We start from the raw sequence: 21025 nt of genomic DNA on the forward strand, positions 1-21025 counted from the left end.
TGCCGTCCTTCTTGAACGCCGGGCGCAGTTTGCCCAGGGACTCGACGGTAGTGTCCTGGCGTGGTTGTTCGTCCCGCGCGAACACTTTGGGCTCACCCTTTTTCTGTGGCATCACGATCGGCGTGATCTCGTCAGCGAAGCGCCCGGCCTCGATTGCCGCCACTGCCTTGCGCTGAGACTCGGCGGCAAAGGCGTCCTGCTGTTCACGGCTGAGGCCGTATTTGTCCACCAGGTTTTCTGCGGTGATACCCATGTGATAGTCGTTGAACGCATCCCACAGGCCGTCGCTGATCATGCTGTCGATCAGTTGGCCATGGCCCATGCGCTGGCCGGTACGGGCCGAGGGCATCACGTAGGGGGCGAGGCTCATGTTCTCCTGGCCACCGGCGATGACCACTTCGGCGTCACCACAACGGATCGCCTGGGCCGCCAGGTGCAGGGCCTTGAGGCCCGAGCCGCAGACCTTGTTCAGGGTCAGCGCCGGTACGCTGTAGGGCAGGCCGGCGTTGATCGCCGCCTGGCGTGCCGGGTTCTGCCCGGCGCCTGCGGTCAGCACCTGGCCGAGGATGACCTCATCGACCTGCGCCGGCTCCAGCCCGGTCTGCTCCAGCAGGCGCCTGATCACGGCGGCACCGAGGTCTACCGCAGGTACGGTGGCGAGGGCGCCCTGGAAGCTGCCGATGGCGGTGCGGGTTGCGGCGACGATGACCACGTCGTTCATGTTGTTGTTCTCCGTGCGGTGGACGTAATGCTGCAAGCATCGGTGGCTTTGGCTCATTTGTTAAGTTTGTTTTTCTTTGCGATTGATCCGGAAAGCCAATGAATGGGCGCAAAGCACCCTGCAGATCTAGACTTGATGAGTCGTACTTCAATTTCGATGGAGGTAATGCTCATGCGCACGCGCGTACTGATAGCCTTGTCCCTGCTGCTCGGCAGCAGCACTGTCTTCGCTGCCCCCGAATGCACCACCGCCGACAAGAGCACCTGGCAAGACCAGGAAAAGTTCCAGGCCCAGCTCAAGGAGCAGGGCTACAAGATCAACAAGTTCAAGGTCACCAAGGGCAACTGCTACGAAATCTACGGTTTCGACAAGGATGGCAAGAAGGTCGAGATCTACCATGACCCCGTGACGGGCAAGGCAGTCAAGACCGAGTACCACTAATGGGCAGTGACGGCACGATACAGCTGTGGGACCCTCTGCTGCGCCTGTGCCACTTGTCGATCGCCGTGGTGTTCTTCGCCAACTATTTCTTCAACGAGGAGGGTGACGACTGGCACCAGTGGCTGGGCTACTACGCCCTGGCCGTTGTCGTGGTGCGTATGGTCTGGGGCTTTGTCGGGCCACGCAGTGCGCGCTGGGCCGACTTCTGGCCAACTCCGGCAAGCCTGGTCGAGCATGCCCGGGCACTGCTGCATGGGGAGCTTGACCATCACATGGGGCATTCGCCGATAGGTGCCCTGGTGATGGTACTGATGCTCACCGGCATCGCCGGCCTGGGCCTGACCGGGTGGGCCTCGCAGGAAGTGGATGCGCTGTTTGGTGTCGACTGGCCTATAGACCTGCACAGCTGGCTGGCCAACGCGGTGCTGGTGCTGGTTTGCGTGCATGTGCTGGGCGCCATCTACGAGAGCGTGCGCCTACGCGAAAACCTGCCGTGGTCGATGATCACCGGCCGCCGTCGGCGTCGCGACTGACTGTGCCGGTCTCTTCGCGGGCTTGCCCGCTCCCACAGGTATTGCGCAGCCGTCAGGATTTGCGCTGTCGCTGGGGGGCGGGTTCACCCGCGAAGCTGGCCGGAACAGGCCAACCACCGTTTTGCATCCCTATGTTCACCCCGTAATATGTGTCGGATAACCTGCGAGGGTAGTCTCACCCTCTGATCAATCGGAATCGCCCATGACGGCGCTTCCTCCGGCATAAACCTGACGAGGTACAGACATTGGCCATCATTCATCCTAAGGTTCGCGGTTTCATCTGCACCACGACTCATCCGAAGGGCTGCGAGCTCAACGTCCGTGACCAGATCGAAGCCACCCGCAAGCTGGGCGTGCGCGAGGATGGCCCGAAGAAGGTCCTGGTCATCGGCGCTTCCAGCGGCTACGGCCTGGCGGCCCGTATCACCGCGGCGTTCGGCTTCAAGGCCGATACACTGGGTGTGTTCTTCGAAAAGCCTGGCACCGAGACCAAGGCCGGTACCGCCGGCTGGTACAACGCTGCCGCCTTCGACAAGTTTGCCAAGGCCGAGGGCCTGTACAGCAAGTCGATCAACGGTGACGCCTTCTCCGACGAAGCCCGCGCCAAGGTCATCGAGCTGATCAGGAACGAAATGGGTGGCAAGGTCGATCTGGTCATCTACTCGCTGGCCTCGCCTGTGCGCAAGCTGCCGCAGACCGGTGAACTGGTGCGTTCGGCGCTGAAACCGATCGGCCAGCCCTACAAGTCGACTGCCATCGACACCAACAAGGACACCATCATCGAGGCCAGCATCGAGCCGGCCACCGAGCAGGAAATCAAGGATACCGTCACCGTCATGGGTGGCCAGGACTGGCAGCTGTGGATCGACGCCCTGGCCGGCGCCAACGTGCTGGCCGAAGGCGCCCGCACCGTGGCCTTCAGCTACATCGGCACCGAAATCACCTGGCCGATCTACTGGCACGGTGCGCTGGGCCAGGCCAAGCAGGATCTCGACGAAACCGCCCTGCGCCTGGACAAGAAACTGGCTGGTGAAATCAAGGGCGGCGCCAACGTGGCGGTACTCAAGTCGGTGGTTACCCAGGCCAGCTCGGCCATTCCGGTGATGCCGCTGTACCTGTCGATGGTGTTCAAGATCATGCAGGAGAAGGGTGTTCACGAAGGTACCCAGGACCAGCTGGACCGCATGTTCCGCGAGCGCATGTACCGCGCCGACGGCGCGCCGGCCGAGGTCGACGAAAAGGGCCGCCTGCGCCTGGACGACTGGGAGCTGCGTGACGACGTGCAGGACGCCTGCAAGGCCATGTGGCCACAGGTAACCACCGAGAACCTGTTCGAGCTGACCGACTATGCCGGTTACAAGAAACAGTTCCTCAACCTGTTCGGCTTCGAGCGCGCTGACGTCAATTACGACGAAGACGTGGCGACCGATGTGAAGTTCGACTGCATCGAGCTGTAATCGCTGCTGACTGGTACCGGCCCGCTTCTGCGGGCCCTCACCGCCTGCAGGAATGGGTTTACCTGCGAAGAGGCCGGTACAGGCTATGAATCTTTGCTAGCTTTGGCGCACGACAACAGGGAATGTGCCATGAGCAGCCTTGACCAACCTGCCACCGCCTTTCGCCACACCGCAGCCGACGGCTACAGCCTCGGCGGCTTTCGCTGGCGCCACGCCCAACCTGACACCCAGCGCCCGCTGGTGATCATCAATGCTGCCACTTCGGTACGCTGCCGCTACTACTCGAGGTTCGCCGACTACCTGTTTGCCCAAGGCTGTGATGTGCTGACCTATGATTACCGCGGTATCGGCGAGTCCCGCCCGTCATCGCTGCGCGGCTTCCAGGCCACCTGGAGCGACTGGGGCCGGCTGGATTTCGAAGCCATGCTTGCATACGCCGCAGAACACTTCCCAGGCCAGCCGGTGGATGTGGTGGGGCACAGCTTCGGCGGCTGTGCGGTGGGTTTGGCGCCGTCTGCGGGTCAGGTACGCCGGCTGGTAATGGTGGGGGCGCAATTCGCCTACTGGCGCGATTACGCGGCCAACCAGCGCTGGCAACTGTTCGGCAAGTGGCACCTGGTGATGCCATTGCTCACGCGGGCGTTCGGTTATTTCCCCGGCAAGCGCCTGGGCTGGCTGGAGGATACGCCATCCGGCGTGGTGCATGACTGGGCCACATGTACGCCGCGTTATGAGCAGCGCCCCAGCGGCCGGGCACTGGCGATGCTACCGTTCGCCCAGGTACAGGCGGCGACGCTGGCGGTCAGCCTGAGCGATGACCCCTTTGGTACCGTGGCGGCGACAGAGCGTCTGCTGGGCTACCTGCAGAAGGCTGAGCGCTGTCATTTGCGCATCGCGCCTGAGGATATCTCGGTAGGGGAAATCGGCCATTTCGCGTTCTTTCATGATCGGTTCCGCGACAATTTGTGGCCGTTGGCGGTGCAGTGGTTGCAGCGGGGCGGGTTGGCAGCTGGTGTGCCGGGGACAATCATCAGTTGAAGTAATACAGATTTCGGGGCCGCAAAGCAGCCCCGGCAATCTCACGCCTTGCGCGAAAGTGGCTGCCCGGCAAACTTCACACCGGCCAGGCCATGCTTGATCAGCGCGCGGATGTTGCCATGGTCGCTGCCGTCCGGCGTAGCCAGCACATCCCGGTAGTGCTCGCCAAAGGCCTGCAGCGCTTCCTGGTCGCTCAGACCTTCCAGCAGCGCCAGGCCCAGGGTCTTGCATGAGCCTTCGTTCTGCCCGGCCGCATTCGCCAGGCCGCCGTTGTCGAAGGCCTGTGGCTGGTAGCTGTAATGGTCGGCAACGAACGCCAGGGTGTCGGCAAAGACATGTTTGCCGCTGGCGAGGCTGGCGCGCAGGGTGTCGAGGTCAGTCACGAGGTTTTCCTTTTTCGAACGCCGCTTGTTGCTCGGCGCTGGCTTCTTTCTGGTATTGGGCTTTCCACTCGGCGTACGGCATGCCGTACACCGCTTCGCGGGCATCGTCCAGGCTTACGTCGAGCTGGCGCTCGTCGGCCGCCGCCTTGTACCACTTGGACAGGCAGTTGCGGCAAAAGCCGGACAGGTTCATCAGGTCGATGTTCTGCACGTCGCTGCGCTTTTGCAGGTGTTCGACCAGGCGCCGGAACGCGGCGGCCTCGAGTTCGAGCTGTTGCTGTGGGGTCATGGGCTTCTCTCAGGTCATGCGATTCTTCAGGTGGCGGCCACCGTTGATGACCACCTGGCTGCCGGTGCTGTACTGGCTGGCGAGCAGGTACTTGACCGTCTCGATCAACGGGCCGGCGCCGGGTTCGAACTCCAGCAAGGCCTTTTTCAGGGTCTGCTGGCGATAGGCTTCGTCAGCGCCTTCCTTGAGGATCAGCAGCCCGGGCAGGATACCGTTCACACGCACCTTGGGCGCATATTTTTCAGCGAACGACAGCACCATGTTCTGCAACGCGGCCTTGGTTGCGGCATAACCGATATGGCTCTTGCTGCCGCGCGAAGAGGTTTCGTCGCAAATATGGATGATGTCGGCCTTGTCCACCCGCGCCAGCAGCTCGCCCAGCGCCAGGTTGAGATGGTAGGGCGCTTCGACGTGCAGGCGGAACATGGTCTCGAGGTTGTCGAGACCGTCGTCGAGCCACAGCGAAGCGTTATGGATGATCGCGCGCAGGCCGTCGTAATGGCCATGCAGGTAGTCGATCAGGGCCTGGCGGTCGGCCGCCTGGCACAGGTCGGCCTGGAACTGCACGATGTTCGGGTGGGCCGCCTGTGGCTGGGCGCTGCGGCTGGCACTGACCACCTTATGGCCGGCCTGGGCAAGTTCAAGGGCCAGAGCCAGCCCGACGCGCTGGCTGGCTCCGGTAACGAGAATTGGGCTGTTCATGTTCGGGGCGGTCAACTGTCTGTCCTTGGGTTGCCGCCCAGCATACCCGAACTGTTCAATGCGTGTACCGCTGGCCTCAGCGGCTGCGCAGGGCACCCGTGGCGGGTGGTGATGTGTGCAGCCAGCCGGCCAGCAGGCGGGTGGACAACGGGATGAACAGGTAGACCATCATGGGCGTCAGGGCCAGGGTGCTGAGCAGCACCCTGGGCAACAGTTCCAGCGCCGCCAGCCAATGGCCGAACACCAGGTTGAACACCAGCGAGACCGGGAAGAAGGCCAGCCAGATGGCCACGGCCTGTTTCCAGCGCGGTGGTTTTTGCACCATGTGGGTGCCGAACCAGTCATCAATGCCGCTTACGCGCGCCTCCCTGGGGCGTTCGAACAGGCCATTGCCGCGTTGCAACCAGGCCCGACGCGAAGCGGAGTGCTCCCAGGCATGCAAGGTGGGTTCGTCGCTGAAGCGGAAGATGATCTGGAACTCATCGCCATCGCGGGGTGGGGCGAGAATGCCCGAACCGAGGTAGCCGGGGAAATCGGTGGCCAACTGCTCGCCTTCATGCAGCCAGGCCAGCAGGTCCTGGTAGCGGCCATGGGCGGCGCGGCGCGACACCATCAGGGTGACGGGTGGGGTAGACATCGTGTATCTCCTGGCGACAGGGCTGGCGGGTAGCTGGCCCTTCTGGCTGAGTCGCCCGGGGTGGTGGGCGACGCAGGCGTGCATGCAAGAATCGGGCGCGGATTATCGCGTATCGGCATTCTTCGGCAAATGGCATCCGGCAAACGGTCAATCCCTGTGCCCGTTACGGTCGTAGTAGACTATTGCTCGACCTACCACAGGGTAACCCGTGCACATGAACGAACAGGGGCGTAAGCCAGTGATCGACGCCGGTCTGATGCAGCAGGACCTGTTTCCGATCCGCGAAGTTTCCCGCCTGACCGGCGTCAATGCCGTGACCTTGCGCGCCTGGGAGCGCCGCTATGGTCTGATCCAGCCAACCCGCACCGACAGTGGTCACCGCCTCTACTCGCAGGCCGATATCGATGACGTGCGCCGCATCCTTGGCTGGCTGGAGCGCGGTGTGGCGGTGAGCAAGGTCGGCAGCATCCTAGCGCGCGACCATGCCCTGGCCGGGCAGGCAGGCGGGGCGATGGATGCCTGGGCACGTTGGCAGCAGCAGATTCGCCAGGCAGTGCAACGTTTTGATGCGGCAAGCCTGGACCGCCTGTTCGACGAGGTGTTTGCGGCAAGCGCAGTGGACCAGGTATTCAGTGAAGTGTTCATGCCGGTTTGGCATGACCTTGCCGTCGGGCACGGCGGTTATGGGCAGACCAGCGAGTGGCTGTTCCTGGACCAGTTCCTGCGTGGCCGGGTGTTCGCCCGCTTGCGGCTTGCCCGTGCGCCGCGCGGGCGCACGGTAGTGCTGGCGCCACTTCCGGGGCATTGCCATGAGCTGGAATTGCTGGTTGCCAGCCTGGCTCTGGGCAGCGACGAAGTGGGCGTGACCCTGTTGGCGAACGGGCAGCCGCTGGCGGAACTGGCGCTGGTTTGCGAGCGCCTGAAACCGGATGCCTTGGTGCTGTTCTCCCACCAGTCCCCCACCGTCGAAATCAACCGGCGCCTGGCACGCCTGGTGGCCGGGTTGGAGTGCCCGTTGCTACTGGCCGGTGAGGCGGCGGAACTGGCACAAGAGAGCCTGGCTGGCAGCCCGATTGCCTGCCTGGGTGCTCAGGGTAGTGTGATGCGTCAGCGTTTGCGGCAGTTTCTGGCCGGTCAGCTCGATACCTGAGTGTGCAGTTCAGGGTGGGCCCGGCGATGGGCCTGAAGAATGTAATCGCGCAGGCGTTCGGTTTCTTCGGCCGAGCTTTGGCTGAGGTCGTAGGCGGCCAGGTCCGGGCCGATGCGTCGGCTCAACACGCCATGCAGTTTGATGGGATTGATGCCGCCAGGCGCGAAGCGCAGCTCGAAGCGCGCTGGCGCTGCCGGCAGGCCACGGACTTCAACTAGCGTACCCTTGAACGAAATATCACGAACCCGCAGGCCGCTGTCCTGCCCATCGGCATCGAGCAACGCGCTCGGCTGCTCCATCGACAGGCGCCAGGGGCGCAGCATGGGACCGTCTTCGTAGATCTCTGGCGAGCCCAGTTGCAAGTGCAGGGCGTGGAATTCGTCTTCCACCAGTTGCAGCGGGAAGCTGATCTGCTGGTTGTTGAACTGGGCCTGCAAGGTGACTTGCTCATTGGCCACCAGACGGGTAAGCAAGCTCTGGATTCGACGGTCGCCATTGACCAGCAGGCTCGACATGGGGTCGGCCAGGTTCAGTTGCGGCGAATGCTGCATGTTCTGTATGAAGTCCAGTTCGTCCTGGGTGAGGAGCGCTTCTGCTTGCATGATCGAACTCAAGGGTGGCGTTTTCTTCAACGGGATTGACCGTCACCGGTGTACTTGGTTCAGGTGCGTTCGTCGGGTTTCGGACGAGCGTGCAGCTCCGCCAGCTCGCGTTCCAGTTCGACCTGGCGGCTAACGTCTTTCTGGATCCCGATGAAGTAGGTGCGTTGTTCGGCATCGTGCCTGACCGGGGTGATCGACAGCTCGTTCCAGAAAGCGCTGCCATCCTTGCGATAGTTGCGCAGCACTTCGCGGCACGGGCGGCCTTCGGCCAGCGCCTTGCGAATGCGCGCACGGCCAAGCTGGTCACGGTCGCTGGCCTGCAGGAAGCGACAATCCTGATAGAGGATCTCGTCACGGCTATAGCCGGTCAGGCGTTCGAAGGCGGCATTCACATAAATCAGGATGGTGTCGTCGCCTTCCTGTTCGGCGACCACGATCCCGTCGTTGGATGCGTCGACCATGGATTGCAGCAATTGGGCGTTGATCATGTTCGGGCCATTGAACGAAGAAGGGCTGAAGATGGCGACTTTGATAGAGGGGGCCTTTTGCCAGCGCTGGGTGGTAGTATCCTACGATTTCACTCAGTTTCGGAATCCTCTACTTGATGAAAGTCGCCATTATTTCCGGATCGGTCTACGGCACCGCCGAAGAAGTCGCCCGTCACGCTGAAACGCTGCTCAAGGCAGCGGGCCTGGAAGCCTGGCATGCGGCGCGCGCCACCTTGCAGGACCTTGAAGGTTTTGCCCCTGATGCCCTGCTGGCCGTCACCTCTACCACCGGCATGGGCGAGCTGCCGGACAGCCTCATGCCGCTGTACAGCAGTATCCGCGATACGCTGCCTGCGGCCTGGCGTGGCCTGCCGGGCGCGGTGATCGGGCTGGGCGATTCCAGCTATGGCGACACCTACTGCGGTGGGGGCGAGCAACTGCGCGAGCTGTTTGCCGAACTGGGCGTGCGGGAAGTGCAGCCGATGCTGCGCCTGGATGCCAGTGAGACGGTAACCCCGGAAGCAGATGCCGAGCCTTGGCTGGTCGAGTTGGCTGCAGCATTGAAAGCCTGACGAGCTGTGTCGCCAGCACCGGCCTTTTCGCGGTTCAACCCGCGAAAAGGCCAGCAAGGGCCACTCATGCCTTGCTGTCGGGCACTGACCGCTCGCTCACCAACGCCAACCAGGCCTGCGCGGCTCGTGACAGATACGCCCCGCGCCGCCAGATGAAGGCGATGTCCCAACGCAGGTCCTCCGGCGAGCGCAGCGGCAAACGCACTACCCCGGGGCGTTCCAGTGCCCTTGCCACCACACGGGGCAGCAACACCACGCCCTGGCCCGCCGCCACCAGCGCCGCGAGAAAGTCGGCCTGGCCACTGCGCCCGCCTTCCTTCGGGGTAAAGCCTTTCTGCTGGCATGCCTTCAGTAGCCGGTCATTGAGCACGAAGCTGCGCTGGTAAAGCAGAAACGGGGTATCGGCCAGCTGCTGCAGATCCACCCCGTCCTGGCCCGCCAGCCTGTGGCCGGCCGGTAACAGGGCATCCAGTGGCTCGTTGCAGAATGGCTGATAGGCGAAAGCTTCGTCAGTGGGTGTCAGGCTGCCGCCCAGCTCCAGTTCGCCACTTCTTACTGCCTGTTCTACGCTGCGGCTGCCACCTTCGAGCAATTGCACGGTAATGTTCGGGTGGCGCCGCCGGTACTCGGCGAACAACCCGGCGAACAGCGCGTCGCTGCCCAGCATCGGCAAACCCAGACGCAACTCGCCGCGGCCCATCTGGCTGAGGTCGTCCAGTTCACTCAGCAGCGCCTGGCGCTGGCGCAGCAGGGCTTCGCCACGCTCCAGCACGATGCGCCCGGCCGCGGTCAGGTGCAGCTGTGAAGCCTGGCGTTCCAGTAGCGGCTGGCCCACATCTTGCTCCAGCTGGGCGACCTGTTTGCTCACGGCCGACTGGCTGACGTGCAGGGTTTGTGCCGCCTGGGTGAAGCCACCGCGGTGAACCACTTCGATAAAGCTGCGCAGTTGTTTGAATTCCATGAGTGCAATTCCATTCTGGAATGGTGTGCAGTCTAACAATTCGCTTCTGGCCTAGGCAGCCGAAACTTAAAATGAGGGCCTGTTCGAGGAACCCCCATGAAACCCGCGTTACTGAAAAAAGCCCTGCGCCTGCTGGCCGAGCTGGCAACCCTCTGTGCCCTGTTCCTGCTTGGCGGTCAGCTTGCTGTCTGGCTGGGCTGGCCGATTCCGGGTGGGGTGATGGGCTTGGCCATGCTGCTGTTGCTGTTCGCTGCAGGTGTGCTCAAGCCGGCCATGCTGCAACTGGGGGCAGGCTGGCTGATGGCCGAGATGCTGCTGTTCTTCATTCCGGCGTTGATGAGCCTGCTCGATTATGGCGCCCTGATCCGTGACGAAGGCTGGCGCATCTTGTTGGTGATTGCCGTGAGCACCTTGATGGTGATGGTGGTGACCGCATTGACCGTTGAACTGGTGTGTCGCTGGAGCTTGCGCCATGAGCCTTGAACCGATGCCGCTGTTCTGGCTCGCCCTGACGCTGCTGGCCTATCTGGGCAGCCGCTGGTTGTACCGACGCAGTGGGCGCTACCTGCTGTCGCCGCTGATCCTGGTGCCGGTCTTGTTGCTGGCGGTGGCAGTACCGCTGCACACCGCCTATGCCGAGTACGCCCGCAATACCCACTGGCTGATGAGTGTGCTCGGCCCGGTGACCGTGGCATTCGCGGTGCCGATCTGGCAGCAGCGGGCCATGCTCGCACGCCATTGGCCGGCGCTGATGGTGGGCATGGTGGCCGGCAGCAGTGCCTCGATTGCCAGTTCCTGGGGGCTGGCCCATCTGTTCGCATTGGACAGTGCGACCAGCCTGTCGCTGGTGCCACGTTCGATCACTACCCCCTTTGCCATGCCGCTGGCGCATGACCTGGGGGGTGTACCGGAGCTGACTGCGGTATTCGTGATGTTCACCGGGGTACTTGGGGCCATGTTCGGCGGCGTGCTGCTGCGCTGGCTGCCGTTGCGTACGCCGCTGGCACGCGGTGCGCTGTTTGGCGTCGGTGCCCATGGCGCGGGGGTCAGCCGGGCACAGGAGGTGGGCCGCGAGGAAGGATCGGTGGCGGGCCTGGTGATGGTCCTGACCGGGCTGCTGAACCTGTTCGCGGCACCGCTGCTGACCATGCTGCTCTGACCGTTCGTGCCACTGACTCGCTCAGTCATCAAGCTGGCTGGCAACGCAAGTTCAAGGCCCCGGGCTGCTGGCTAGACTCAGCCTCGACTCAGAGAGCACATGTAAGTGCCGAGGTGACATGCAATGAGCGCAGCCTTGCCCTGTTCAACCAATACCACTTCACCGGGACCCTGCTGATGCCTCTGGCCGAAATTCCATTGTGCGTCTGGCGTACCCGTGGACAGAATTTCAACTTCCGGGGCCAGAGCATCCGTTACTGGATTGCAGGGCAAGGAGAGCCCCTGCTGCTGTTGCACGGTTTTCCCACGGCCAGCTGGGATTGGCACTACCTGTGGGGGCCTTTGGCCCAGCGCTTCCGGGTAATCGCCTGCGACATGCTCGGCTTTGGCGATTCCGCCAAACCGGTCGATCATGCCTACAGTCTGATGGAGCAGGCCGATCTGCAGCAGGCCTTGCTCGCCGAACTGCAGGTCGGGCAGCCGGTGCACCTGCTGGCCCACGACTACGGTGGCAGCGTGGCCCAGGAACTGCTGGCGCGGCATCACGAACAGCGCGCCAGCATCGGCAGCTGCGTGTTCCTCAACAGCGGGTTGTTTCCGGAAAGTTGTCGCTTGCTGCTGATCCAGAAACTGCTGCTCAGCCGTGTGGGCTGGCTGATAGGGCGCTCGTTCGGGCGCGACGACCTGGTGCGCAACGTGACCCAGGTCTACGGGCCTTGCACCCATCCCAGTGAAAGCGCACTGGATGACCTCTGGAGCCTGATCACCGCCAACAACGGCACCCGCGTGTTGCACAAGCTGGTTGGCTACATGCCGGAGCGCAGGCTGCACCGTGACCGCTGGGTTGGCGCCATGCAGCGTGAAGGCGTGCCGTTGCGCCTGATCAACGGCATGGTCGACCCGCTGTCGGGTGCGCACATGGTCGAGCGCTACCTGCAACTGGTGCCGGCACCGGACACGGTACAACTGCAAGGTATCGGCCACTATCCGCATACCGAAGCGCCGGTTCAGGTATTACGCCATTACCTGGCCTTTCGCGAGCGGCCGCTGAGCTATCTGCCACAGAAGATGGCGTGGTCCTGACCAGGCTTGCCGACCATCGCGTTGTGTTATTGCCAGGCATTCAGCCAGCAGGCGCTTGATTGTCCATTCGCCTTCGACGGCAGACACTCGGCAGACCTGAACCTGCCTGGAGCCCTGTACATGAGCGAGCCTGTCCGTCTGCAAGATCGCGTGGTGATCGTCACCGGAGCCGGCGGTGGCCTGGGCCGTGCCCATGCGTTGCTGTTCGCTGCGCGTGGCGCCCGGGTGGTGGTCAACGACCTCGGTGGCTCCACCCATGGCGAGGGTGCCAGCGCTTCGGCCGCTGACCGGGTTGTCGAGGAGATTCGCGCCGCAGGTGGCAACGCCATCGCCAGCCATGATTCGGTCAGCCATGGCGCGCGCATCGTCGAACAGGCCCTGGACAGCTTCGGCCGGGTCGATGTGCTGGTGAACAACGCCGGCATCCTGCGTGACAAGAGCTTCCACAAGATGGAGGACAGCGACTGGGAGCAGGTCTACCGGGTACATGTCGAAGGGGCCTACAAGGTCACCCGCGCCGCCTGGCCGCACCTGCGCGAGCGGAACTGGGGGCGGGTAATTTTCACCGCATCCACGTCGGGCATCTACGGTAACTTTGGCCAGGCCAACTACGGCATGGCCAAGTTGGGCCTGTATGGCTTGACCCGCACCCTGGCGATCGAGGGGCGCAAGCATGGCATCCTGGTCAACGCCATCGCCCCGACCGGCGGGACACGCATGACCGAAGGGCTGATCCCGCCCCAGGTGTTCGAGCGGCTCAAGCCCGAACTGGTCAGCCCGCTGGTGGTGTACCTGGGCAGCGAGCAGTGCGAGGCCAGCGGGGAGCTGTTCGAAGTGGGCGGCGGCTGGGTGGGCAAGGTGCGTTGGGAGCGTAGCCTGGGCGTGGGTTTCGATCCGCGTGAGGGCTTTACCCCAGAGCAGGTGGCTGAGAACTGGGCGCGCATCGATGACTTCGAAGGGGCGGTGCACCCGCAGGACAGCCTGCAGGCCTTGCAGCAGATGATGGCGAACCTGCAGAAGTACCCGTTGGGCTGAAACCTTTGCCGCACAGGCGAAGATTATCTGCAGTGCAGATAAAAAAGGCCGCTGCAAACCGCAGCGGCCAATCGAGACGTCAGATCAAGGAGCTTCAAAATCTACGTCGGTGAACCTCGCAGGCCTGAAAGGCGGGGGGGAGCCCTTCATGCCGGCCAGTGAGTTAAGAATAAGCGCTTGATCCTGTAGGAAAAATAGCGGCTTATGACATTCACCTTTACGCCTCGGGCAATAGTGCCGCAGGTGTATAGCCCATCCGCCAGCTGGTTTCCCGTGCTGCCGCCAGCAGCCGTCGCGCCGCCGGGCCATGCTCGTCGGCGTGGAAGATCGATGTTGGCCCGACCACGGTCATCACCGCAGCGATCTGCCCCATGGCATTGAACACCGGAGCCGACAGCGCATCCACGCCGGGCATCAGCAGCCCGTGAACATGGTGCAGGCCACGTTCACGGATGCCGGCCAGTACTGCCTGGTAATCGGCAGCACTGTGCTGCAGGGCCGCCAGTTCCCGGTCACGCAACTCCACGGTCTCGCGTTCGGGCAGGTAGGCGGCGAACACCAGCCCGGTGGATGAACTGAGCAGCGGCAGTACCGAACCGATCTGGGTGACCACGGTGACTGCGCGGACTGCCGGCTCGATGCTGACCACAGTCGCGCCCTGGTTACCCCAGACGGCAATGAAGCAGCTCTCGTTCAGTTCATCGCGCAGCTGCGACAACGGCAGCGCAGCGATTTTCAGCACATCGATGCTGCCCAGCGCCGCCAACCCTACCCGCAGGGCCTCGCGCCCCAGGCCGTAATGGTTGGTGGCGGCGTCCTGTTCGGCAAAGCCGCTGGCGATCAACGCCTGCAAATAACGGTGCACCTTGCTCGCCGGCATCTGCACATGCTCAGCCAGGCGCGACAGCGAGGTGGAGGGGGAAAGTTCCGCAAGGGCCTTGAGGATATCGGTGCCAACCTCTGCCGAGCGGACTTTCTGCTTGCCGTTGTCGGCGGGGGAGCTGGCTTTGGTCATGGACATCTGTTTCCGGAATTTTCGCGTCGCGCCTTTATAGCTTGACGCATTGCCCGGAGCAAATTACGTTATTCGTAATCTGATTACGATAAAAACAACGCAGACGCGCTGCCAACCCGATCGGGATCGGTAGCCAGCTGCCAGCAACGGCTCGGCCAGAGCCCGGAGGCATCGATGAATCGCGATACGACACCCGACCTTCACTACCTCAGCGGCTTTGGCAACGAATTTGCCAGCGAAGCCCTGCCGGGTGCCCTGCCGGTCGGGCAGAACTCGCCGCAAAAGGCGCCGTACGGGCTGTATGCCGAGCTGCTCTCGGGCACGGCGTTCACCATGGCCCGCAGCGAGCTGCGCCGTACCTGGCTGTATCGTATTCGCCCGTCCGCGCTGCACCCACGTTTCGAGCGTCTGGCGCGCCAGCCACTGACCGCCCCGCTGGGCGCCATTACCCCAAACCGCCTGCGCTGGAGCCCCCAGCCGATCCCCAGCGAACCGACCGACTTCGTCGAAGGCTGGCTACCCATGGTGGCCAATTCGGCAGCAGACAAACCGGCTGGCGTCAGCATCTACATCTACCGCGCCAACCGTTCGATGGAACGGGTGTTCTTCAACGCCGACGGTGAGCTGCTGCTGGTGCCGGAACAAGGCCGCCTGCGCATCGCCACCGAGCTGGGGGTCATGCAGGTTGAGCCGCTGGAAATCGCAGTGATCCCGCGCGGCATGAAGTTCCGCGTCGAGCTGCTCGACGGCCAGGCGCGTGGCTACATTGCCGAAAACCACGGCGCACCGCTGCGTCTCCCCGACCTGGGCCCGATCGGCAGCAACGGCCTGGCCAACCCGCGTGACTTCCTCACCCCGGTGGCGCATTACGAGGAGGCCGCAGGCCCGGTGCAGCTGGTGCAGAAGTTCCTTGGCGAACACTGGGCCTGCGAATTGCAGCACTCGCCGCTGGACGTGGTCGCCTGGCACGGCAGCAACGTACCGTACAAGTACGACCTGCGGCGCTTCAACACCATCGGCACGGTCAGCTTCGACCACCCGGACCCGTCGATCTTCACGGTATTGACTTCGCCGACCAGTGTGCATGGCATGGCCAACATGGACTTCGTGATCTTCCCGCCTCGCTGGATGGTGGCCGAGAACACCTTCCGTCCACCATGGTTCCACCGCAACCTGATGAACGAGTTCATGGGCCTGATCAACGGTGCCTACGACGCCAAGGCCGAAGGTTTCCTGCCCGGCGGTGCCTCGCTGCACGGCGTTATGAGCGCACACGGTCCCGATGCCGAAACCTGCGAGAAGGCCATTGCCGCCGACCTGGCGCCGCACAAGATCGACAACACCATGGCCTTCATGTTCGAGACCAGCCAGGTGCTGCGCCCGAGCCAGCAGGCCCTCGAATGCCCGCAATTGCAGGCCGACTACGATAGTTGCTGGGCCACCTTGCCGAGCACCTTCAACCCGAACCGGAGATAACCATGAACCAGACCGCCATTGCCCGTAGCTGGGTGGAGCACGCCAACGGGCACAGCGACTTCCCACTGCAGAACCTGCCGTTGGGCATTTTCAGCCGGCCCGGGGAAGCCAGGCGCTGTGGCGTGGCCATCGGCGACGCGATCCTCGATCTCGAGGCAGTGCTGGCCGCCGGCCTGTTCGACGGCGCCGCCAAGGCCGCTGTGGAAGCCACCCGCGGTGGCGCTCTGAACGCATTCTTTGCCCTCGGTCGCGGCGCCCGCGTGGCTTTGCGCGAACGTCTGCTGGTGTTGCTGGGCGAGCATAGCGAGCACCAGGCGGCGCTGCAGCCGGCGTTGTATCCGGCCAGCACCTGCCAGCTGCATGTCCCGGCGCAGATCGGTGACTACACCGATTTCTACGTAGGCATCGAACACGCCAGGAACGTCGGCAAACTGTTCCGCCCCGACAACCCGCTGCTGCCCAACTACAAGTACGTGCCGATCGGTTATCACGGCCGCGCCTCGACCATTCGCCCGTCCGGCACCGACGTGCGCCGCCCCAAGGGCCAGACCCTGCCGGCCGGGCACAGCGAGCCAAGCTTCGGCCCCTGTGCGCGCCTGGACTACGAGCTGGAACTGGGTATCTGGATCGGCCAGGGTAATGAAATCGGCCAGGCGATCCCGATCGGCGATGCCGCCGAACACGTGGCCGGCCTGTGCCTGCTCAACGACTGGTCGGCACGAGACATCCAGGCCTGGGAATACCAGCCACTGGGCCCGTTCCTGTCGAAGAGTTTCGTTACCACCATCTCGCCATGGGTCGTCACTGCCGAAGCGCTGGAGCCGTTCCGTTGCGCCCAGCCGCCACGCCCGCAAGGCGATCCGCAGCCACTGTCGTACCTGCTGGACAAGCGCGACCAGGCCGCCGGTGCGTTCGATATCGAACTCGAGGTGCTGCTGCTGACCGAGCGCATGCGCGAGCAGGGCATGGCCCCGCACCGCCTGACCTTGAGCAGCACCCGCAGCATGTACTGGACCGTGGCGCAGCTGGTGACCCACCACAGTGTCAATGGCTGCCAGTTGCAGCCGGGCGACCTGTTCGGTTCGGGCACGCTGTCGGGTGCCACGCCTGGTTCGTTCGGCAGTCTGCTCGAGATCACCGAAGGCGGGAAACACCCGGTGGAGCTGGCCAGTGGCGAGGTACGCAAGTTTCTCGAGGACGGCGACGAGATCATCCTGCGTGGCCGCTGCGTGCGTGAAGGCGTGGCCAGCATCGGCTTCGGCGAATGCCGTGGTACGGTCATCGCGGCCAACTGAGGAGGCAGGGGCATGGAGCTGTACACCTATTACCGTTCCACCTCGTCCTATCGGGTGCGCATCGCCTTGGCGCTGAAGGGGCTGGCCTACCAGTCCCTGCCGGTCAACCTGCTGCAGGGTGAGCAACGCAGTGCAGGCTACGTCGCCGTCAACCCGCAGGGCCGTGTGCCGGCCTTGCGCACTGACGGCGCTGAGCTGCTGGTGCAGTCACCGGCTATCATCGAGTACCTGGAAGAGGTTTATCCACAACCCGCGTTGCTGCCTGCCACTGCGGAGGCGCGTGCCAAGGTGCGCGGTGTGGCTGCGATCATCGGCTGCGATATCCACCCCTTGCACAATGTCAGTGTGCTCAACCGGCTGCGCCAGGCCGGGCATGATGAGACCCAGGTCAACCAGTGGATCGGCCACTGGATCAGTCAGGGGCTGGCGGCGGTGGAACAACTGATCGGCGACCACGGCTTCTGTTTTGGCGACAAGCCAGGCCTGGCGGACGTCTACCTGATACCGCAGTTGTATGCAGCCGAACGTTTCAACATCGACCTCGACGGCTTCCCGCGCATCCAGCGGGTTGCCGCCCTGGCGGCCGGGCATCCGGCGTTCGCCAAGGCACACCCCGCCCAACAGCCGGACTGCCCGGCTCAGTGAATGGAACGGTTCGCCGCCGGAAGCTTGCCGATACGCTCGGACAGCTTCAGGCGCTGGACCGGGTCTTCCGTCAGCAGCAAGGCATGCTCCAGGTCGAAGCGCTCGGCCTGCGGGCAATCCAGATGCTGGTAGAGCGAGGCGCGGGTCACATAGTCGCTGACTTGTACCGGCCCCAGTTGCATGACCCGTTCGGCATCGATCAGTGCCGCCAGGTGGTTGTCGTTGCTGATGTGCAACTGGCGCAGGTTGCGTGACAGACGTTGCAGGATCTGCGCGGGGCTGGCACTGCGCATGTGCTCGGCGGTCAGCGCGACCTGCGGGCCGAACTGGCGCGCCAGCAGTTCGCGACAGTCGTTGGGGTACAGGCGTCGGCCGCCGCAGGGGTCGAGGAGGTGGTCGGCACCCGGCACGCGCAGCAGGAAATGGCCAGGAAAGCCCACGCCCTCCAGGGGGATGGACAGGCGTCGGGCCAGCTCCAGGGCGAGGATGGCCAGGGCCAACGGCTGGCCACGGCGGCGCTGCAGCACCTTGTCCATCATCGCGGCATGCGGGCGCAGGGGGTGATACTCATCCTGCTGGAAACCCAGGGCATTGAGCTGGCGCAACAGTGGCTGGGCCAGTTCGCATAGCGGCAGCAGCGGCAGGCTGGCACTGATCTCGCGTTGCAGGTCATGCAGCGTGGCCAGGCTGGCCGCGGGCTCGATGCTGCGGTCATGCTCGGCGGCAATCCACAATGCGGCTTCCAGCAGGGCGACGGGCTCGCGTTCCAGGCAGGCCAGGCAGGCTTGACGTGGCTTCATGGGGCTTCTCCACACACGCTTGAGTATTAGCCTCGCTACACGGTTTCGTCCAGTGGTCCGGCGGCGGCTTAGGCCCAAGGGCCAAGCCTATACTGGAATGAGCACCTCTCAGGGGAGCCTGTCGATGTTCGCACTGATGCAAAGCACCCGTACCCAGTCGCTGCACCTGTTCACCGACCCGCCCACCGGCCTCAAGGCCGTGGTGGCGATTCACAGTGAACAGTTGGGGCCGGCCATGGGCGGTTGTCGCTACCTGCCGTATGCCGACGACGAAAGCGCCATGACCGACGCCATTCGCCTGGCCCAGGGCATGAGCTACAAGGCAGCGCTGGCCGGCCTGCCATTGGGTGGCGGCAAGGCAGTGATCATGCGCAACCCGCATGTGGAAAACCGTGCCGCGCTGTTCGAGGCCTTTGGCCGCTTCATCGATACCTTGCAGGGGCGCTTCATCATTGCCGTGGACAGCGGCACCTCTACCCTGGATATGGATTGCATTGCCCAGAGTACTCCGCATGTGACCAGCACCACGGCCTGCGGCGATCCTTCACCGCACGCGGCGATGGGGGTTTTTGCCGGCATATGTGCAACCACTTCGTTCCGGCTTGGCAGTGATGACCTGCAGGGGCTGCGGGTTGCGGTGCAAGGGCTGGGCAATGTCGGTTATGCGCTGGCCGAGCAACTGCATGCGGCGGGGGCGGACTTGCTGGTGAGCGACCTGGACCCCGGGCGGGTGCGGCTGGCAGTGGAGCAGTTCGATGCCAAGCCGGTCACCAACGATGCATTGCTCAGCACCCCTTGCGACATCTTCGCGCCTTGTGGCGTGGGGCCGGTGCTGAACGGGCAGAGCGTGATGCAGTTACGTTGCGCGGCGGTGGCGGGGGCGGCGAACAACCAGTTGACCACCTTGCAGGTGGCCGACCAGCTGGAATCGCGCGGGATTCTGTATGCGCCGGACTACGTGATCAATGCCGGTGGGCTGATCTACGTGGCGCTTACCCACCGTGGCGAGGACCTGGGTACCATCACCGCGCACCTGGCGCGGATACCTTCGCGGCTGACCGAAGTGTTCGGCCATGCGCAGGCCCAGAAACGCTCGCCGGCGCGGGTGGCACAGATGCTGGCGGAGCGGCTGCTCTACGGTTGACGGCTGCTCCTGCAAAGGCCAGCGCAGGTATTACTCGGCTGCTGGCGCCTCGAGCAACTCGGCCAACGCATCCGGCTGGCTCTTGAATGCGCGGGCGAACACATCGCGGTTCCTGGCCATGTAGATGCCGGCTTCCTCAACCTGCTGCTCGGTCAGCGAGGGCACGGCCTTGTGCAGCACTTCGGCCAGGCGCTCGGCCAGTTCGAGCATCTTGTCGTGACGGTCTGCTTCGGCCTTATCCATGAACAAGCGCTCCGGATCGCGGCTGCTGCGGTATACCACTTCGACGGCCATTCATCACCTCTATGCCTTTTGCTGGTTAGGTTACGATCTACTGTATCCATATACAGTAATGGCATTTGCTACTGCCACGCAAGCCGATTCTTCAGCCCGTGGGCGCGTGCCTTGCGGCAATCGGTCGCCTTCCAAGGCAAGGGCCTGGCCCTTTAACTGCATGGCACAAGCGTCACACCGGTGGCGCATCATCCTTCAAGACGTATCGGGGAATGGAACATCGTGAACATCAAATGGGCAGAAAAGCTGCGCAAGGGCCTGCACGGCTCGGCCGACTCGCTGGGCAACCTGTGTGTCGAGGCATTCCATTACCTGGCGCTGTTCGGCATTGGCGCGATTACCGCCTATGCCGCGGTGATGACCTTCCTGGACATGCTCGGCAAGGGCGGAGTCAGCGTCGATGACATTCTGCTGCTGTTCATCTACCTGGAGTTGGGGGCGATGGTGGGGATCTACTTCAAGACCAACCACATGCCGATCCGCTTCCTGCTGTACGTCGCCATCACTGCACTGACCCGCCTGCTGATCGGCGATGTCTCGCACCACAAGGCGCCGGACGCCGGGCTGCTGTACCTGTGCGGTGGCATCCTGCTGCTGGCGTTCTCGATCCTGGTGGTGCGCTACGCCTCGTACCGCTACCCCTCGACCAAGGTGCTGGATGCCAATGGCAAGGAAGTGGAGGAGGGCAAGTAGCCCTCAGTTGGCCATGAAATGGCGTGGCTCGCGCTGAGCGTCGCGGGTCAGTGCGGCCAGTACTTGCAAGGGGTTCTGGTTGTGTTCGATGGCCAGGCCCAGGCGGATGCTGTCGATCACCCGTTGCAGGCGCACCGGGTCATTGCGCTGGGCCTGGGTGATGAGACGCTTGGCGACTACGCCGCTGTCGTCGGACAGGGTCAGCATGATGCTGCCGTCAAGGTTGGCGATGCTCAGGTTGACCCGGTATTCGTGGGCGAATGCAGCACTGATTCGTTCGAATGGGTTGTTCATGGTGGTGCTTCTGCAATGAATGACTGCAGGGGTTGACCGACGCCTTCGGCAGTTGGTTCAGCGCCGTTGATCGACACCAACGAAAACGCCCGGCACGAGGCCGGGCGTTGCTTGCGTTA

At 63.6% G+C, this 21025-nt stretch carries 27 protein-coding genes; 15 read left to right on the forward strand and 12 right to left on the reverse strand.

Annotation, left to right across the window (positions count from 1 at the left end; translation table 11 throughout):
• Positions 1 to 721, reverse strand: a 721-nt coding sequence (locus tag B4L76_RS03345; RefSeq protein WP_296230504.1) for an acetyl-CoA C-acyltransferase, incomplete at its 3' end; no start/stop codon positions are given.
• Positions 722 to 892: 171 nt separating this feature from the next.
• Between B4L76_RS03345 and B4L76_RS03350 the strand changes: the two genes are divergently transcribed.
• The 4 genes from B4L76_RS03350 (at position 893) to B4L76_RS03365 (ending at position 4190) form a co-directional block, all read left to right on the forward strand.
• Positions 893 to 1162 (forward strand): PepSY domain-containing protein, encoded by a 270-nt coding sequence (locus tag B4L76_RS03350; protein WP_296230506.1) that lies wholly within the window; start codon positions 893 to 895, stop codon positions 1160 to 1162.
• Positions 1162 to 1695: a cytochrome b/b6 domain-containing protein gene (locus tag B4L76_RS03355; RefSeq protein WP_296230507.1), complete on the forward strand. Its 534-nt coding sequence runs from the start codon at positions 1162 to 1164 to the stop codon at positions 1693 to 1695. Before B4L76_RS03350 ends, B4L76_RS03355 begins: the two co-directional genes overlap by 1 nt.
• Positions 1696 to 1940: 245 nt before the next feature.
• Positions 1941 to 3152 (forward strand): enoyl-ACP reductase FabV, encoded by a 1212-nt coding sequence (gene fabV / locus B4L76_RS03360; RefSeq protein WP_296230509.1) that lies wholly within the window; start codon positions 1941 to 1943, stop codon positions 3150 to 3152.
• 129 nt (positions 3153 to 3281) lie between these two features.
• Positions 3282 to 4190, forward strand: coding sequence for an alpha/beta fold hydrolase (locus B4L76_RS03365; RefSeq protein ID WP_296230511.1), 909 nt, complete (start codon positions 3282 to 3284; stop codon positions 4188 to 4190).
• Positions 4191 to 4231: 41 nt separating this feature from the next.
• Here B4L76_RS03365 and B4L76_RS03370 read toward each other — a convergent pair whose 3' ends face one another.
• From B4L76_RS03370 to B4L76_RS03385, 4 genes are all read right to left on the reverse strand, one after another.
• A complete protein-coding gene (locus tag B4L76_RS03370) occupies positions 4232 to 4573 on the reverse strand; it encodes a HopJ type III effector protein (RefSeq protein ID WP_296230512.1) in 342 nt (113 codons plus the stop codon).
• A complete protein-coding gene (locus B4L76_RS03375; protein WP_225779241.1) occupies positions 4566 to 4862 on the reverse strand; it encodes a DUF1244 domain-containing protein in 297 nt (98 codons plus the stop codon). The genes B4L76_RS03370 and B4L76_RS03375 overlap by 8 nt, the downstream gene beginning before the upstream one ends.
• 9 nt (positions 4863 to 4871) lie before the next feature.
• Positions 4872 to 5564: a dihydromonapterin reductase gene (folM, locus tag B4L76_RS03380; protein WP_296230513.1), complete on the reverse strand. Its 693-nt coding sequence runs from the start codon at positions 5562 to 5564 to the stop codon at positions 4872 to 4874.
• 76 nt (positions 5565 to 5640) lie between these two features.
• The gene (locus B4L76_RS03385; protein ID WP_296230514.1) at positions 5641 to 6201 is read right to left on the reverse strand and encodes an antibiotic biosynthesis monooxygenase; all 561 of its coding nucleotides are present in this window, start codon (positions 6199 to 6201) and stop codon (positions 5641 to 5643) included.
• Positions 6202 to 6415: 214 nt separating this feature from the next.
• Between B4L76_RS03385 and B4L76_RS03390 the strand changes: the two genes are divergently transcribed.
• Positions 6416 to 7351: a MerR family transcriptional regulator gene (locus tag B4L76_RS03390; protein WP_296230594.1), complete on the forward strand. Its 936-nt coding sequence runs from the start codon at positions 6416 to 6418 to the stop codon at positions 7349 to 7351.
• On the opposite strand, the gene B4L76_RS03395 is transcribed toward B4L76_RS03390, so the two are convergent.
• Together B4L76_RS03395 and B4L76_RS03400 are read right to left on the reverse strand one after the other, a co-directional pair.
• Positions 7336 to 7953: a hypothetical protein gene (locus tag B4L76_RS03395; RefSeq protein WP_296230515.1), complete on the reverse strand. Its 618-nt coding sequence runs from the start codon at positions 7951 to 7953 to the stop codon at positions 7336 to 7338. The genes B4L76_RS03390 and B4L76_RS03395 overlap by 16 nt on opposite strands.
• 59 nt (positions 7954 to 8012) lie before the next feature.
• On the reverse strand, positions 8013 to 8441 hold the full coding sequence (locus tag B4L76_RS03400) for a PAS domain S-box protein (protein ID WP_296230516.1): 429 nt from the start codon (positions 8439 to 8441) through the stop codon (positions 8013 to 8015).
• A 116-nt stretch (positions 8442 to 8557) separates the two neighbouring features.
• On the opposite strand from B4L76_RS03400, the gene B4L76_RS03405 reads away from it, so the two are divergent.
• Positions 8558 to 9013 carry a flavodoxin gene (locus B4L76_RS03405; protein ID WP_296230517.1) on the forward strand — a complete coding sequence of 152 codons (456 nt, stop codon included), beginning with the start codon at positions 8558 to 8560 and terminating at the stop codon, positions 9011 to 9013.
• 64 nt (positions 9014 to 9077) lie between these two features.
• Here the strand turns inward: B4L76_RS03405 and B4L76_RS03410 are convergent, their stop codons facing one another.
• A complete protein-coding gene (locus tag B4L76_RS03410; protein WP_296230518.1) occupies positions 9078 to 9974 on the reverse strand; it encodes a LysR family transcriptional regulator in 897 nt (298 codons plus the stop codon).
• Between the two features lie 96 nt (positions 9975 to 10070).
• On the opposite strand from B4L76_RS03410, the gene B4L76_RS03415 reads away from it, so the two are divergent.
• From B4L76_RS03415 to B4L76_RS03430, 4 genes are all read left to right on the forward strand, one after another.
• The gene (locus B4L76_RS03415; protein WP_296230519.1) at positions 10071 to 10457 is read left to right on the forward strand and encodes a CidA/LrgA family protein; all 387 of its coding nucleotides are present in this window, start codon (positions 10071 to 10073) and stop codon (positions 10455 to 10457) included.
• A complete protein-coding gene (locus B4L76_RS03420) occupies positions 10447 to 11133 on the forward strand; it encodes an LrgB family protein (RefSeq protein ID WP_296230520.1) in 687 nt (228 codons plus the stop codon). Before B4L76_RS03415 ends, B4L76_RS03420 begins: the two co-directional genes overlap by 11 nt.
• Before the next feature lie 176 nt (positions 11134 to 11309).
• Entirely contained in the window at positions 11310 to 12215 is a 906-nt protein-coding gene (locus B4L76_RS03425) for an alpha/beta fold hydrolase (RefSeq protein ID WP_296230521.1), read from the forward strand.
• 120 nt (positions 12216 to 12335) lie between these two features.
• Positions 12336 to 13250 (forward strand): SDR family oxidoreductase, encoded by a 915-nt coding sequence (locus B4L76_RS03430; RefSeq protein ID WP_296230522.1) that lies wholly within the window; start codon positions 12336 to 12338, stop codon positions 13248 to 13250.
• A 217-nt stretch (positions 13251 to 13467) separates the two neighbouring features.
• Here B4L76_RS03430 and B4L76_RS03435 read toward each other — a convergent pair whose 3' ends face one another.
• Complete coding sequence (locus tag B4L76_RS03435; protein WP_296230523.1) at positions 13468 to 14265, reverse strand: IclR family transcriptional regulator; 798 nt, start codon at positions 14263 to 14265, stop codon at positions 13468 to 13470.
• 174 nt (positions 14266 to 14439) lie between these two features.
• Here B4L76_RS03435 and hmgA point away from each other — a divergent pair, with 174 nt between their 5' ends.
• Genes hmgA through maiA form a run of 3 tightly spaced genes read left to right on the forward strand, consistent with a single transcriptional unit; the run spans position 14440 to position 17681 of the window.
• Positions 14440 to 15741 (forward strand): homogentisate 1,2-dioxygenase, encoded by a 1302-nt coding sequence (gene hmgA / locus B4L76_RS03440; protein ID WP_296230525.1) that lies wholly within the window; start codon positions 14440 to 14442, stop codon positions 15739 to 15741.
• Between the two features lie 2 nt (positions 15742 to 15743).
• A complete protein-coding gene (gene fahA, locus B4L76_RS03445; RefSeq protein ID WP_296230526.1) occupies positions 15744 to 17036 on the forward strand; it encodes a fumarylacetoacetase in 1293 nt (430 codons plus the stop codon).
• A 12-nt stretch (positions 17037 to 17048) separates the two neighbouring features.
• Entirely contained in the window at positions 17049 to 17681 is a 633-nt protein-coding gene (gene maiA, locus B4L76_RS03450) for a maleylacetoacetate isomerase (protein ID WP_296230528.1), read from the forward strand.
• On the opposite strand, the gene B4L76_RS03455 is transcribed toward maiA, so the two are convergent.
• On the reverse strand, positions 17675 to 18481 hold the full coding sequence (locus tag B4L76_RS03455; protein ID WP_296230529.1) for a SirB1 family protein: 807 nt from the start codon (positions 18479 to 18481) through the stop codon (positions 17675 to 17677). The genes maiA and B4L76_RS03455 overlap by 7 nt on opposite strands.
• A gap of 124 nt (positions 18482 to 18605) precedes the next feature.
• On the opposite strand from B4L76_RS03455, the gene B4L76_RS03460 reads away from it, so the two are divergent.
• On the forward strand, positions 18606 to 19625 hold the full coding sequence (locus tag B4L76_RS03460) for a Leu/Phe/Val dehydrogenase (protein WP_296230531.1): 1020 nt from the start codon (positions 18606 to 18608) through the stop codon (positions 19623 to 19625).
• A gap of 30 nt (positions 19626 to 19655) precedes the next feature.
• Here B4L76_RS03460 and B4L76_RS03465 read toward each other — a convergent pair whose 3' ends face one another.
• Positions 19656 to 19919: a YebG family protein gene (locus B4L76_RS03465; protein ID WP_063913370.1), complete on the reverse strand. Its 264-nt coding sequence runs from the start codon at positions 19917 to 19919 to the stop codon at positions 19656 to 19658.
• Positions 19920 to 20141: 222 nt separating this feature from the next.
• Here B4L76_RS03465 and B4L76_RS03470 point away from each other — a divergent pair, with 222 nt between their 5' ends.
• Positions 20142 to 20612, forward strand: coding sequence for a phosphate-starvation-inducible protein PsiE (locus tag B4L76_RS03470; RefSeq protein WP_225779224.1), 471 nt, complete (start codon positions 20142 to 20144; stop codon positions 20610 to 20612).
• 3 nt (positions 20613 to 20615) lie between these two features.
• On the opposite strand, the gene B4L76_RS03475 is transcribed toward B4L76_RS03470, so the two are convergent.
• Entirely contained in the window at positions 20616 to 20906 is a 291-nt protein-coding gene (locus tag B4L76_RS03475) for a DUF3509 domain-containing protein (RefSeq protein ID WP_225779223.1), read from the reverse strand.
• Positions 20907 to 21025 lie beyond the last annotated feature (119 nt).

The organism is Pseudomonas sp. UBA4617 (genome assembly GCF_002386445.1).
Taxonomy (GTDB): Bacteria; Pseudomonadota; Gammaproteobacteria; order Pseudomonadales; family Pseudomonadaceae; genus Aquipseudomonas.